At 50.5% G+C, this 14,060-nt stretch carries 10 protein-coding genes; 8 read left to right on the plus strand and 2 right to left on the minus strand.

Annotated elements, in window-relative coordinates; genetic code table 11:
* Both focA and ycaO read right to left on the minus strand, forming a co-directional pair.
* Positions 1-861 (minus strand): formate transporter FocA, encoded by an 861-nt coding sequence (gene focA, locus AC6I8K_RS06565; RefSeq protein ID WP_064740742.1) that lies wholly within the window; start codon positions 859-861, stop codon positions 1-3.
* A 362-nt stretch (positions 862-1,223) separates the two neighbouring features.
* On the minus strand, positions 1,224-2,981 hold the full coding sequence (ycaO, locus tag AC6I8K_RS06570) for a 30S ribosomal protein S12 methylthiotransferase accessory factor YcaO (protein WP_497826415.1): 1,758 nt from the start codon (positions 2,979-2,981) through the stop codon (positions 1,224-1,226).
* Between the two features lie 310 nt (positions 2,982-3,291).
* On the opposite strand from ycaO, the gene serC reads away from it, so the two are divergent.
* From serC to lpxK, 8 genes are all read left to right on the plus strand, one after another.
* On the plus strand, positions 3,292-4,377 hold the full coding sequence (gene serC / locus AC6I8K_RS06575; protein WP_483817110.1) for a 3-phosphoserine/phosphohydroxythreonine transaminase: 1,086 nt from the start codon (positions 3,292-3,294) through the stop codon (positions 4,375-4,377).
* 80 nt (positions 4,378-4,457) lie between these two features.
* Positions 4,458-5,741, plus strand: a complete 1,284-nt coding sequence (gene aroA, locus AC6I8K_RS06580) for a 3-phosphoshikimate 1-carboxyvinyltransferase (protein ID WP_483817111.1) — start codon at positions 4,458-4,460, stop codon at positions 5,739-5,741.
* Between the two features lie 201 nt (positions 5,742-5,942).
* On the plus strand, positions 5,943-6,623 hold the full coding sequence (cmk, locus tag AC6I8K_RS06585; RefSeq protein WP_064740746.1) for a (d)CMP kinase: 681 nt from the start codon (positions 5,943-5,945) through the stop codon (positions 6,621-6,623).
* 121 nt (positions 6,624-6,744) lie between these two features.
* Positions 6,745-8,421 (plus strand): 30S ribosomal protein S1, encoded by a 1,677-nt coding sequence (rpsA, locus tag AC6I8K_RS06590; protein WP_052025984.1) that lies wholly within the window; start codon positions 6,745-6,747, stop codon positions 8,419-8,421.
* 86 nt (positions 8,422-8,507) lie between these two features.
* A complete protein-coding gene (gene ihfB, locus AC6I8K_RS06595) occupies positions 8,508-8,792 on the plus strand; it encodes an integration host factor subunit beta (protein ID WP_003849360.1) in 285 nt (94 codons plus the stop codon).
* 206 nt (positions 8,793-8,998) lie between these two features.
* On the plus strand, positions 8,999-11,257 hold the full coding sequence (locus AC6I8K_RS06600) for a DNA internalization-related competence protein ComEC/Rec2 (RefSeq protein ID WP_497826416.1): 2,259 nt from the start codon (positions 8,999-9,001) through the stop codon (positions 11,255-11,257).
* A 34-nt stretch (positions 11,258-11,291) separates the two neighbouring features.
* A complete protein-coding gene (gene msbA, locus AC6I8K_RS06605) occupies positions 11,292-13,040 on the plus strand; it encodes a lipid A ABC transporter ATP-binding protein/permease MsbA (protein WP_064740748.1) in 1,749 nt (582 codons plus the stop codon).
* Entirely contained in the window at positions 13,037-14,038 is a 1,002-nt protein-coding gene (lpxK, locus tag AC6I8K_RS06610; RefSeq protein ID WP_483817113.1) for a tetraacyldisaccharide 4'-kinase, read from the plus strand. The genes msbA and lpxK overlap by 4 nt, the downstream gene beginning before the upstream one ends.
* The last annotated feature ends 22 nt before the right edge of the window (positions 14,039-14,060 follow it).

A 14,060-nucleotide genomic window follows, 5' to 3' on the forward strand; every position in this document is an offset into this window, starting at 1 on the left:
TTAATGCACCGGCTCATCACCACGCAGATAGATTACCCAGTAGGTCAAACCGACTAATAATCCGCCGCCAATAATGTTGCCGATGGTCACGGGAATAAGGTTATTAAGAATAAAATCGCTAACGCTAAGTGATGGAAACTGTGCGGCACTGGCACCGGCCATTTGCCAAAATTCAGGGCTGGCGAAATCGCGAATAACGATGGCCATTGGGATCAGGAACATGTTGGCGATGCTGTGTTCAAAACCGCAGGCGACAAACATCGCTACCGGTAAGATCATCGCAAACATCTTATCCATCAAACTGCGACCGGAGTAACTCATCCATACTGCCAGGCAAACCATCAGATTGGCGAGGGTGCCGAGACTGACAGCTTCAATAAAGGTGTGATGCATTTTATGGTCAGCGGTTTGCAGGACGTTCAAACCCCAGGCACCATTCGCCACCATGTGTTCTCCGGCTAACCAGATCAGCGCGACAAAGAACAGCGCGCCAAACAGGTTTCCAATATAAACGGTCAACCAATGTCGACCCAACTGCAGCCAGGTAATTCGACCGCTGGCTTTAGCCACTACGATGAGCACGGTTGAGGTGAACAAATCAGCACCGCAAACCACCACCAGCATTAAACCTAGCGAGAAACAAATGCCGCCGATCAGTTTTGCTATGCCATAGGGCATTGCTCCACTTCCGGTGGTAGCAGTGATATAGAAGACAAACGCGATTGAGATAAATACGCCAGCAGTGATGGCAAGGAAGAATGTAGTTAAAGGACGTTTAGTAGCTTTATATATGCCGGCTTCTTCTGCAACTTTCGCCATTGCCGCCGGTAATAATGAATTAAAAGGGTTGTCAGCTTTCACACTAACGCTCTCCAAAAATTGCCTGTAAAGATACTAACAAAGGAGTATAGGTCAGAAATTGATGTGGATCATATTTGCCCGGAAGGTTGACGATAAGCGAAGCGATAATTAGTCTTTTTTTATATTAAACCACTGAATTTAATGAAATAAATAATTTTTAATTAATGCAAAATAAGTTGAAGGGGATGGTGGTGAAGGCTTGGTTCTGTTAAATTTCATTAACGATTGAAGCTGAACTGTTATTTAATAATGTATTTTACTCTCTATGCATAACCCTTATAAAAAAATGGCACTGATTTTATCAGTGCCATTTACGCTTCCGCTAATTTTTATCAATAATCATTAATGAGTGAAGTTTATTTTTATGCCCAATAACGACGTTTAGCGGTCTGCAATTTTTCATAGGCAGCTAACAGGGACTGATGCGCAGGGAAAGCTTTCAGGTCCAGATCGACAGCTTGCAATCCATAGAATGGCGCTTCACCACTGATTGCGGCGGAAGCTGCATCAACAGCTGCTTGTCCATACATACGAACAAAGGCGCGATGGTATTGAAGAGGATCGCGCTCCTCTTCCATCGCCAGCAACAGCAAAGTTTGCAGGCAGCGATAATAATTAGCGCGCTCTTCACTAAAGATTGACTGATTGAATTCCATCGTCCATTCAGTCCAGATAAGCGCCTGATCCAGGTCGCCTCCGGCCAAAGCCAGCATCGCTTTCAGCTCACCAATACGCAGCGTATACCAGCCATTGTCTTTACCAGATGCAAGACCCAACAGTTCGCGCACGCGGGTAAAGTCATCATGACCTTCCTCATCCAGCTGCACGATCAGATCGAGATAAGCTTCGGGTTCCCATTGGCTTTCTGGCAACGCCAGCAGCGTTTCGCGCAGCGGTGCGCCCATGCTGTTATTCGCCAGCAGCAGATCTTCTGCCGGATAAATGTCCGACATGCCCGGCACGATTATACGGCAGGCGTACACGCTAAGATGTTCGTAATCGGCGATGTATACTTCTTTGTCTTCCGCGCGGAAGATCGCCATTAGGGTGTCGAACTCTTCGTGAGTCGTACCTGCAAAGCTCCAGTCAACGAAGGGATAATCCGCATCGTCTTTAAACAGGTCCCAGGAAATCAGACCGCTTGAATCAATGAAGTGCGTTTCCAGATTAGCGTGCTCTGCCACCTCTTCATCGTCAAATGTCGGTGGAGTGAACACGTCGAGATCTTTCAAACCACGGCCTTGCAGCAGTTCGGTTACGGTACGCTCTAGCGCCACGCCAAAGTCGGGATGTGCGCCGAAGGAAGCAAAACAGGTGCCGTTTGCCGGATTAAACAGTACTACACAAATCACCGGATATTTGCCGCCCAGAGAAGCGTCATAAGAGAAAATTGGGAAACCTTCCGCTTCCAAACGTTCAATCGCCTCAATCACGTCAGGGTAACGCTGCATCACTGCTTCAGGGATTTCTGGCAGGCTAATAGATTCCGCGATGATACGATTCTTGATATGACGCTCAAAAACTTCAGACAGGCCCTGCACACGCGCTTCGTTCGCGGTGTTACCGGCAGACATGCCGTTCGAAACGTACAAGTTACCGATGATATTCATCGGGATATAAACCGTTTGCTGGTCAGATTGACGAGTAAAGGGCAAACCACAAATACCGCGCTCGTCATTGCCCGATTGCAGATCAATCAGCTCAGAAGCCCCCAGGCTTTCTTCGGGATCGTAAAATTCGCGCAGACGCGCATCCAGAATGCCGTCCGGCAGGCTGTCATCCTCTGTGAGCGGGAACCACTTTTCATTCGGATAGTGAACAAAATCACCATTGGCGATTGATTTACCTAACCAGAAATCGGCGAAGAAGTAGTTGGTCGAGAGACGCTCAAAATATTCACCCAGCGCAGAAGCCAGAGCGGCCTTTTTGCTGGCACCTTTGCCATTTGTAAAGCACAGCGGGCAGTCGCGATCGCGAATGTGCACTGACCAGACGTGTGGCACCGGATTCAGCCAGGAAGCTTCTTCAATATTGAAACCAAGGTCTTGCAGTTTCTGCTGGAAGCGTGCAATGGAATCTTCCAGTGCGGCGTCTTTTCCGGGGATAAACGTTTGCGTCATGGTGGCGCTCTCTTAAGTCAATGGGGTGGGCGTAAAGCGCGCAATAATACGGGTTTTATACTTGCTTCGCTATTCAGTCCGCCAAATTTATCTCAGTCTGGCTAAGGTTTTTACACCCTTTGGCTTCCAGATTTTTCTTTCTGAAACCGCCTCACAAAATTCCGCGGCTTAATGCATTTATGACATAAGCTGCGGTGGGGCTGGCTCTGGAAATGTGATCGCCGCCGGATTAATGATTGCAGCCATCTGGAGGCAATGATAAAACCGGTGAGGTATTCATAACCGTTCGATATGACAGTGGTGAGGGGAAATGACTCAGGTTTATAATTTTAGCTCTGGCCCGGCTATGCTGCCGGTAGAAGTGCTCCGTCGCGCAGAACAAGAACTGACAAACTGGCACGGGTTAGGCACCTCGGTGATGGAGATCAGTCACCGTAGTAAAGAGTTTATTGCTGTTGCGGAAGCAGCAGAACAAGATTTTCGCGATCTGCTGAAGATCCCATCCAACTACAAAGTTTTATTCTGCCACGGTGGTGCCCGTGCACAGTTCGCTGCAATCCCCGGCAACTTGCTGGGTGACGCTAAAACCGCGGATTATATTGACGGCGGTTACTGGGCTCATAGCGCAATTAAAGAAGCCGAAAAATTCTGTTCGCCTAATACGATTGATATTAAAACCACGCGTGAGGGTAAGCGTGCTTTATTACCGATGCGTGAATGGCAGTTAAATGATGATGCGGCTTATGTCCATTTCTGCCCGAACGAAACTATTGATGGCATTGCCATTGATGAAGAGCCGCAATTTGGCGATAAAATCGTAGTTGCTGACCTCTCTTCTACTATTCTGTCTCGTCCAATCGATGTGAGTCGCTATGGCGTTATTTATGCAGGGGCACAAAAAAATATCGGGCCAGCAGGCTTAACATTGGTGATTGTGCGTGAGGATCTGCTGGGTAAAGCACAGCGTTATGTGCCTTCTATCCTTGATTACAAAGTGCTGGCCGAAAATGAATCAATGTTTAATACTCCGCCAACTTTTGCATGGTATCTCTCTGGCCTGGTATTCAAATGGCTGAAAGAGAAGGGCGGCGTGGCCGAGATGGACAAGCTGAATCAAGCAAAAGCAGACCTACTGTATGGCGTGATTGATAACAGCGCGTTTTATCGCAACGATGTGGCAAGTGAAAACCGTTCACGTATGAACGTGCCATTCCAGTTAGCCGATTCTGCGTTGGACAAAGTGTTCCTGGAAGAATCTCTCAAGGCAGGTTTGCACGCGTTGAAAGGTCATCGCGTGGTTGGCGGTATGCGTGCATCGATCTACAATGCGATGCCGCTGGAAGGCGTTAAAACGTTGACTGAATTCATGGTCGATTTCGAACGTCGCCACGGCTAAAAGTTTTTTCATGCCAGCCTGTCTGGTATCAGACCCCGTCATAAGATGGGGTCTCGTATTTTCTGGAGATTTGGTTTCACATGCAGGACTCCCTGACTCTACAACCGATTGCTCGCGTTGACGGCACGGTAAACTTACCGGGTTCAAAAAGCGTCTCGAACCGCGCACTCTTGCTGGCCGCGCTGGCAAATGGCACCACCCGCCTAACTAATTTGCTTGATAGCGATGACGTTAAACATATGCTAAATGCGCTTAAAGCGCTGGGTGTCAGCTTTACGCTCTCAGACGATCGCACCGTATGTGAAGTTGTGGGCAACGCGGGCCCATTACGCGCTGAAAAGCCGCTTGAATTGTTTCTCGGTAACGCAGGCACCGCAATGCGCCCATTGGCTGCCGCGCTGTGTTTGGGCCAGCAGTCTATCGTCCTGACTGGCGAGCCGCGTATGAAAGAGCGTCCGATTGGTCATCTGGTTGATGCACTGCGTCAGGGCGGAGCAAGCATTGATTACCTTGAGCAGACTGATTATCCGCCGGTGCGCCTCAATGGTGGGTTTGTCGGTGGTGAAGTCAGTGTAGATGGCAGTGTTTCAAGTCAGTTCCTGACGGCTTTGTTGATGACCGCGCCAATGGCGCAGCAAGATACCACCATCACGATTAAAGGCGATCTGGTTTCCAAGCCTTACATTGATATCACCTTACACCTGATGCGTTGTTTCGGTGTGGAAGTTGATAATCAAAATTATCAGCGATTTGTAGTTAAAGGGCAGCAACAGTACCAGTCTCCAGGTGATTACCTGGTGGAAGGTGATGCGTCCTCCGCCTCTTATTTCCTCGCTGCGGCAGCCATTAAAGGCGGCACCGTACGCGTAACAGGTATTGGCCGCAACAGCGTGCAGGGCGACATCCGTTTTGCTGATGTGCTGGAAAAAATGGGCGCAGTGATTGAGTGGGGCGATGACTATATCTCTTGTACGCGCGGTTCGCTGACGGCGATCGATATGGATATGAATCATATTCCCGATGCGGCAATGACGATTGCAACGACTGCATTGTTTGCACAAGGCACCACGCTGATGCGTAACATTTATAACTGGCGCGTAAAAGAGACCGATCGCCTGGCAGCCATGGCGATCGAACTGCGCAAAGTCGGTGCTGAAGTGGAAGAAGGGCACGACTTTATCCGCGTTACACCTCCGGCTCAGTTGCAACATGCGGACATCGGCACCTACAACGATCACCGCATGGCGATGTGTTTTGCGCTGGTGGCACTGTCTGATACGCCAGTAACAATTCTTGATCCGGGCTGTACCGCTAAAACCTTCCCAAGCTATTTCCAGCAGTTGGCGAAAATCAGCCACGCTTGATAGTCACCAAACCCGGTGCGATGCACTGGGTTTCTTTGCTCTCTTCTGGCCTTATCAGGCGGAAATTCTTCTGAATCTGTCTATATTTCTAGCGCTGTCTACGCTAAAGGATAACTAACCTGTCGCAGGCAGCGTATAATGCCGCGTATTCCAGGCGGCCTGGAAGGGCTGACAATAAGCACGCAGCAACAGGAGAGAACAATGACGGCAATCGCCCCGGTTATTACCATCGATGGGCCAAGTGGCGCGGGTAAAGGGACCTTATGTAAAGCGATGGCGGAGTCGTTGCAGTGGCACTTACTTGATTCTGGCGCTATTTATCGCGTTTTAGCTTTGGCTGCACTTCACCATCAGGTGGATATTGAGTCTGAAGAAGCATTAGTACCGATGGCTGCGCATCTTGATGTGCGTTTTTTATCGGTTGACGGTGAAATGCAGGTGATCCTGGAAGGTGAAGACGTTACCGGTGAAATCCGCACGCAAGAGGTGAGCAATACTGCTTCGCGCGTTGCCGCTTTTCCGCGGGTGCGTGAGGCCCTGCTTCGTCGCCAACGCGCCTTCCGTGAAGAACCGGGTTTAATCGCCGATGGACGTGATATGGGTACGGTTGTTTTCCCAGACGCGCCAGTGAAAATTTTCCTCGATGCCAGCTCGGAAGAGCGTGCGCATCGCCGTATGCTACAGTTGCAGGATAAGGGCTTTAATGTTAACTTTGATCGCCTTTTATCCGAGATAAAGGAACGCGACGACCGCGATCGTAATCGCGCCATCGCACCTTTAGTGCCTGCCACAGATGCTCTGGTACTGGATTCAACCAGTATGTCGATTGAGCAAGTGATTGAAAAGGCGCTCGATTATGCCAGGCAAAAGCTAGGCATTTAATCTTTCGGCAACCGAATTGTTGTAACCCTGTACCAAGGACCCGGTGCTGGGCATGTGAAACAACCCCATCCGACAATGATGTCAGGTGGACGTTAAATTGAAGAATCCTAAGATTATCAATATGACTGAATCTTTTGCTCAACTCTTTGAAGAGTCCCTGAAAGAAATCGAAACCCGTCCGGGTTCCATCGTTCGTGGCGTTGTTGTCTCTATCGACAAAGACGTAGTTCTGGTTGATGCGGGTCTGAAATCTGAATCTGCAATTCCTGCAGAGCAGTTCAAGAACGCAGCCGGCGAACTGGAAATCCAGGTAGGCGACGAAGTTGACGTTGCGCTGGACGCAGTAGAAGACGGCTTCGGTGAAACCCTGCTGTCCCGTGAGAAAGCTAAACGTCACGAAGCTTGGATCACGTTGGAAAAAGCTTACGAAGACGCTGAAACTGTTACCGGTGTTATCAACGGCAAAGTTAAAGGTGGCTTCACAGTTGAGCTGAACGGTATTCGTGCGTTCCTGCCAGGTTCACTGGTAGACGTTCGTCCGGTTCGCGACACTCTGCACCTGGAAGGCAAAGAGCTTGAATTCAAAGTAATCAAGCTTGATCAGAAACGTAACAACGTCGTGGTTTCACGTCGTGCGGTTATCGAATCTGAAAACAGCGCTGAGCGCGATCAGCTGCTGGAAAACCTGCAGGAAGGCATGGAAGTTAAAGGTATCGTTAAGAACCTCACTGACTACGGTGCATTCGTGGATCTGGGCGGCGTTGACGGCCTGCTGCACATTACCGATATGGCTTGGAAACGCGTTAAGCATCCGAGCGAAATCGTCAACGTGGGCGACGAAATCACTGTTAAAGTGCTGAAGTTCGACCGCGAGCGTACCCGTGTATCTCTGGGCCTGAAACAGCTGGGCGAAGATCCTTGGGTAGCTATCGCTAAGCGCTATCCAGAAGGCACCCGCCTGACTGGTCGTGTAACCAACCTGACTGATTACGGCTGCTTCGTAGAAATCGAAGAAGGCGTTGAAGGTCTGGTACACGTTTCTGAAATGGACTGGACCAACAAAAACATCCATCCGTCTAAAGTTGTAAACGTAGGCGATGTGGTTGAAGTAATGGTTCTGGACATCGATGAAGAGCGTCGTCGTATCTCTCTGGGTCTGAAGCAGTGCAAATCTAACCCATGGCAGCTGTTCGCTGAGACCCACAACAAAGGCGATCGCGTTGAAGGTAAAATCAAGTCAATCACTGACTTCGGTATCTTCATCGGCCTGGACGGTGGCATCGACGGTCTGGTTCACCTGTCTGACATCTCCTGGAATGCGACTGGCGAAGAAGCCGTTCGTGAGTACAAAAAAGGCGACGAAATCGCTGCCGTTGTACTGCAGGTTGATGCAGAGCGCGAGCGCATCTCTCTGGGCGTGAAGCAGTTGGCTGAAGATCCATTCAACAACTACATCACCCTGAATAAGAAAGGCGCTATCGTGACTGGTAAAGTCACTGCAGTTGACGCGAAAGGTGCTACAGTAGAATTAGCTGACGGCGTAGAGGGTTACCTGCGCGCTTCTGAAGCTTCTCTGGACCGCATCGAAGACGCAACTCTGGTTCTGAGTGTTGGCGACGACGTTGAAGCTAAATTCACCGGCGTTGACCGTAAGAACCGCGTTGTGAGCCTGTCTGTTCGTGCTAAAGACCAGGCTGATGAGAAAGAAGCTATCAACACTGTTAACACCAAACAGGATGAAGGCAGCAACTTCTCTAGCGCGATGGCTGAAGCGTTCAAAGCGGCTAAAGGCGAGTAATCGACCTAAGGCACCGGACGATGCAAATCGTCCGGTTTCGGTAAAAGCTGTCATACCTTTCCAAATAAGGATTAACCGGAGGTTACATGACCAAGTCAGAACTGATTGAAAGACTTGCTGGCCAGCACACTCATATTCCGGCGAAAGTCGTTGAGGATGCGGTCAAAGAGATGCTTGAGCACATGGCCACGACGTTGGCCCAGGGCGAGCGCATTGAAATCCGGGGATTCGGCAGCTTTTCTTTGCATTACCGTGCACCACGTACGGGTCGTAACCCGAAAACGGGTGATAAAGTGGATCTGGAAGGTAAATACGTTCCCCACTTTAAGCCGGGCAAAGAATTGCGTGACCGTGCGAACATTTACGGCTAAGCCGTTACCGAACGATAAAAACGACACTTTAGGGTGTCGTTTTTTTTTGCTTGAAGCCGGCAATATTGCGATCCGGTTTCCAAAATGAAGTCTCAACTATGTAATCTCTGCAAACGTCTCTGAACCCATCGCGACACTCTTACTTTTCACTAAAGCAAATCCCTCCTCTTCACTGCACACTCTTCCACCAATCAGGGAGAGTACTAATGCATATTTACTGGATTGTTCTGGCCAGATTGATGATTGCCTCCGCGTTGCCGTTAGGCATATTGCCGCACATACCCGCAGCCAGCGTAATACTCATCATTTTTGGATTCGCGGTGGTGCTTGGACTGATGCCAATAACGTTGCTGCGGATAACAGGGATTGCTCTTTTGATGCTGGTTTGGGCATTGGCTGAAGCCCGTCAGATGATCAATACCATTGAGCAATTGGTTGTAACGCCTGTTGAGGCGACATTACAAATCGCCGAAGTGCGGGAAGACAAGCAGCAGCTAACGGCGCAAATCCTGCGTGTCGGTCAGCGTTATCAATTTCCACCTCTATTCGTCACGCTTAATAACGCTTCTGCGAACCAACCGTTTTGCGCCGGTCAACGCTGGCAGATGAAACTGCGACTGCGTGCTGTGCATGGAAGATTAAACGAAGGCGAGTTCGATCTGCAGCGCTTTGCCTTGTCTAATCATACGCCGCTACAAGGGCGCATCATCAGCCAGCAGGCCGAATCGCTAACCTGCAATTGGCGGACACGCTTAATCAATCACCACTTACCGGCATTCGATTCGCTCCAGCAACCTGCGATTATGCAGGCTCTGGCATTTGGTATACGTGTAAACATGAGCGAAGCGCAGCGACAACTCCTGCGAGAAACAGGCACTGCCCACCTGATGGCCATCTCAGGTATGCATATCGCACTAGCTGCAAGCGTTGGATGGCTATTAGCGCGTGCTATCCAGGTGATTTTACCTGCTCATCTGATTGGTCATTTATTCCCGCTGCTGATTAGCGTTATAACCGCAGCCACATACACATGGGTTTCTGGCAGTCACGCACCGGCCCAGCGCGCAATTATCGCGCTCATGCTATGGCTGGGAATTCGTACTGCCGGTTGGCAACTCAGTGGCTGGCAAGTCTGGACGTTATGTCTTGGTGCATTGCTGGCACTCGATCCACTGACCGTTTTATCAGAAAGCTTTTGGTTATCGGCACTTGCGGTCGCGATGCTGGTTGCCTGGTATCAATGGTTCCCGATGCCAAACCGCTTTCGTACGCAGCGCCGGTGGATACCACTGCAATTGCTGCATCTGCAGCTAGGCATGATGATTCTCATGGCTCCGCTACAAATCTTCCTGTTTCAGGGAATAAGCCTAAGTGCTTTATTGGCAAATCTAATAGCAGTACCCGTTGTGTCATTTGTCACGGTGCCGCTGATATTGTTGGCAATGTTGTTGCCGGTACCGCCCATTGCAGAGGGATTATGGTATCTAGCGGATATTTCTATTAGCAAAGTGATGCTCGTGCTGCAGTGGTTACCCGCAGGCTGGTGGGCATGGAGTGAAACGTTGCCTGCGATCCTATTACTTTGGTTAGGATTGTTGTTATGGCGAAGCGGACTCATCTATCACAGCTTAATGCCTTGTTGTAGCTTAATGCTCGCCATCGCGGCTTGGCGCACTACTTCACAGCGTGATGATTGGCAAATTGACATGATTGATGTGGGGCACGGCCTGGCAATCGCCATCACTCAGGGCAATGAAGTAGTGCTGTATGACGTTGGACCCGCCTGGAAGCAGGATGATGCCGGCTCGCGCGTTATCCTTCCATGGCTGCAGTATCACGGAAAAAGCCTTCATTCTCTGATAGTAAGCCATAAGCACCTTGATCACCGTGGTGGGCTACACTCACTGCTCATTGCGAATCCAGCGGTAGAAATCCGAAGTGCCTTAGCAGAAGATGGGCACCTGCCATGCTTCCGCGGCCAGCAATGGCAGTGGGGAAAATTACAGTTCACCGCTTTATGGCCACCGCAGAATCACACTCAGGGGCAAAATAACGATTCGTGTGTGGTGCGAGTCGATGATGGGCAATTCAGTCTGTTACTCACGGGTGATATTGAGTTGGCAGCCGAGAGGAAAATTGTCGCGCTGGAAAAAGATGCGCTAAAGGCGACACTTTTACAGGTTCCGCACCATGGTAGCCGGACTTCGTCAGGACCATTACTGTTACGTAATGTTGCTGGCAAGGCTGCATTTGCTTCGGTGGCGCGTTATAACGCCTGGCGTATGCCGGCACCTGCCGTGGTACAGCGCTATCAGCAGCTGGGTTATAGGTGGTACGACACGGCCCAATCTGGGCAGATCCATGTGGGTATCAGACAAGGTCATTGGCAAATTAAGGGCTTGAGAGAGCAAATAATGCCTCGATGGTACCATCAGTGGTTTGGCGTCAAACGCGATTCCAGGTAGAATGAGCGGCTATTTCAAACAGCGTGAATAAATAATGCATCAAGATAAAGATCTCTCAACGTGGCAGACATTTCGTCGACTCTGGCCGATGATTGCGCCCCACAAGGCTGGCCTGTATGTGTCAGCGGTGGCGCTGATACTCAATGCGGCAGGCGATACCCTGATGCTCTCTCTGTTGAAACCTTTACTGGATGATGGCTTCGGTAAAGCTGACAGATCCGTAATGCTGTGGATGCCGCTGGTGGTTATCGGCCTGATGTTGGTGCGAGGCGTAACCAGCTATGTCTCCAGTTACTGTATCTCGTGGGTATCCGGTAACGTGGTGATGAACATGCGTCGCCGTCTGTTCGGTCATATGATGGGCATGCCGGTAACGTTCTTTGATCAGCAATCAACGGGTACGCTGCTATCACGCATCACCTATGATTCTGAACAGGTTGCTTCTTCCTCTTCAAGTGCTTTGGTGACTGTGGTGCGTGAAGGGGCCTCGATCATTGGCTTGTTCATTATGATGTTTTATTACAGCTGGCAGCTGTCACTGATTCTCATTGTATTGGCGCCGATTGTCTCCTTTGCTATTCGTACCGTTTCCAAACGCTTCCGCAGCATCAGTAAAAACATGCAGAACACCATGGGACAGGTTACGACCAGCGCCGAGCAGATGCTAAAAGGGCATAAAGAAGTGCTGATCTTTGGTGGCCAGGAAGTTGAGGCAAACCGTTTTTCTCAGGTCAGCAACAGGATGCGTCAGCAGGGTATGAAACTGGTGTCGGCATCTTCCATTTCTGATCCGGTTATTCAGCTGATCGCCTCGCTGGCACTGGCATTTGTATTGTATGCCGCTAGTTTCCCAAGCGTGATGGAGACGCTAACAGCCGGTACCATTACCGTGGTGTTCTCTTCCATGATTGCACTGATGCGTCCGCTGAAGTCACTGACCAACGTGAATGCGCAGTTCCAGCGTGGCATGGCGGCTTGTCAGACGCTGTTCTCGATTCTCGACAGTGAGCAGGAAGTCGATAATGGCAAATTAGAGATGGACCGTGCTAAAGGTGATGTTGAATTCCGTAATGTGACCTTTACCTATCCTGGTCGTGATATCCCTGCGCTGCGTGATATCAACCTGTCGTTGCCAGCCGGTAAAACGGTCGCATTGGTAGGGCGTTCTGGCTCGGGTAAATCCACTATGGCCAGTTTGTTGACGCGCTTCTACGACATTGATAGTGGTGAAATCCTGTTGGACGGCCACGACCTGCGTGAATATACCCTGCGTTCGCTGCGTAATCAGGTCGCGCTCGTTTCCCAGAATGTGCATCTTTTCAACGATACTGTCGCCAATAACATTGCGTATGCCCGCAATGGTCAATACACGCGCGAACAAATCGAACAGGCTGCGACCATGGCTCATGCGATGGATTTCATCCAGAAAATGGATAAAGGTCTCGATACCGTTATTGGTGAGAATGGTGTGCTGCTTTCTGGTGGCCAGCGTCAACGTATCGCCATTGCGCGAGCTTTACTGCGTGACTGCCCAATCTTGATTCTTGATGAAGCCACATCGGCATTGGATACCGAATCCGAACGTGCGATTCAGGCTGCACTTGATGAGTTACAGAAAAACCGCACCTCATTGGTCATTGCTCACCGTCTGTCGACCATTGAAAAAGCTGATGAGATCGTCGTGGTAGAAGATGGTCGAATTGTCGAACGCGGGACTCACAGTATGCTGCTGGAACAGAAGGGCGCCTATGCGCAACTTCACAAGCTGCAGTTCGGTCAATGATTGAACGCATCTGGAGCGGGCGCTCGCCGTTATGGCTGTTGCTATGGCCGCTGAGTCTGCTTTATGGGGCGATCAGCTGGCTGATACGCTTTAGTTTCCAGCGTGGCTGGCGAAAAAGCTGGCGTGCGCCTTGCCCTGTCATTGTGGTGGGTAACCTCACCGCAGGGGGGAATGGTAAAACGCCAGTAGTGATCTGGTTGGTAGAGGCGCTGCAACAACGCGGAATGCGTGTGGGCGTAGTATCGCGCGGGTACGGCGGGAAAGCTGAACGTTATCCGCTGCTGGTTACGGCTGAAACGCCGACGGCGCAGGCTGGCGATGAACCCGTATTGATCGCTCAGCGCACTCAGGTGCCGGTAGCCGTAGCGCCTCAACGCCGTCTGGCAGTGGAAGGATTGCTCGCTGCGCACGATCTGGATGTCATCATCACCGATGATGGCCTGCAGCATTATGCGCTGCAGCGCGATCGTGAAATTGTGGTGGTGGATGGTATGCGTCGTTTTGGCAACGGCTGGTGGTTACCGGCTGGGCCGATGCGTGAACGTGCCACGCGACTTCAGACTGTGAATGCGGTGATCGTTAACGGCGGCAGTGCGCAGGCTGGCGAAATTGCGATGACATTACAACCTGGTCTGGCTGTGAATCTGATCAGCGGTGCCACGGCATCGTTAGAGCAACTGCCTGAGATCGTAGCGATGGCGGGTATCGGCCATCCGCCACGTTTCTTTAACACGCTCAAACAGCAAGGTGCTAAGCCGGTGGCAGAAATTGCCTTCGCCGATCATCACGCTTATAGCGAAGACGAATTGCGTCGTTTGACTCAGGCAGAACAGTGCTTGCTGATGACGGAAAAAGATGCGGTGAAATGTCGCAGCTTTGCTCGCCCGAATTGGTGGTATTTGCCGGTCGATGCGCATTTGCAAGGCACGGCTGTCGCTACTTTGCTAGACGACATAATCCAACTCTGTACGACTGCACGCGACGCCCGTTCGCGTTAACATTCGCAAAGGGAAATGAGTC

Source organism: Pantoea sp. X-Soil-ISGK-421, assembly GCF_059730785.1.

Excerpts from the sequence above, each read along its gene's own strand:
- ihfB (WP_003849360.1), top strand. The coding sequence starts at position 8,508 with ATGACCAAGTCAGAACTGATTGAAAGACTTGCTGGCCAGCACACTCAT.
- msbA (WP_064740748.1), top strand. The coding sequence starts at position 11,292 with ATGCATCAAGATAAAGATCTCTCAACGTGGCAGACATTTCGTCGACTC.
- cmk (WP_064740746.1), top strand. The coding sequence starts at position 5,943 with ATGACGGCAATCGCCCCGGTTATTACCATCGATGGGCCAAGTGGCGCG.
- AC6I8K_RS06600 (WP_497826416.1), top strand. The coding sequence starts at position 8,999 with ATGCATATTTACTGGATTGTTCTGGCCAGATTGATGATTGCCTCCGCG.
- aroA (WP_483817111.1), top strand. The coding sequence starts at position 4,458 with ATGCAGGACTCCCTGACTCTACAACCGATTGCTCGCGTTGACGGCACG.
- rpsA (WP_052025984.1), top strand. The coding sequence starts at position 6,745 with ATGACTGAATCTTTTGCTCAACTCTTTGAAGAGTCCCTGAAAGAAATC.
- lpxK (WP_483817113.1), top strand. The coding sequence starts at position 13,037 with ATGATTGAACGCATCTGGAGCGGGCGCTCGCCGTTATGGCTGTTGCTA.
- ycaO (WP_497826415.1), bottom strand. The coding sequence starts at position 2,981 with ATGACGCAAACGTTTATCCCCGGAAAAGACGCCGCACTGGAAGATTCC.
- serC (WP_483817110.1), top strand. The coding sequence starts at position 3,292 with ATGACTCAGGTTTATAATTTTAGCTCTGGCCCGGCTATGCTGCCGGTA.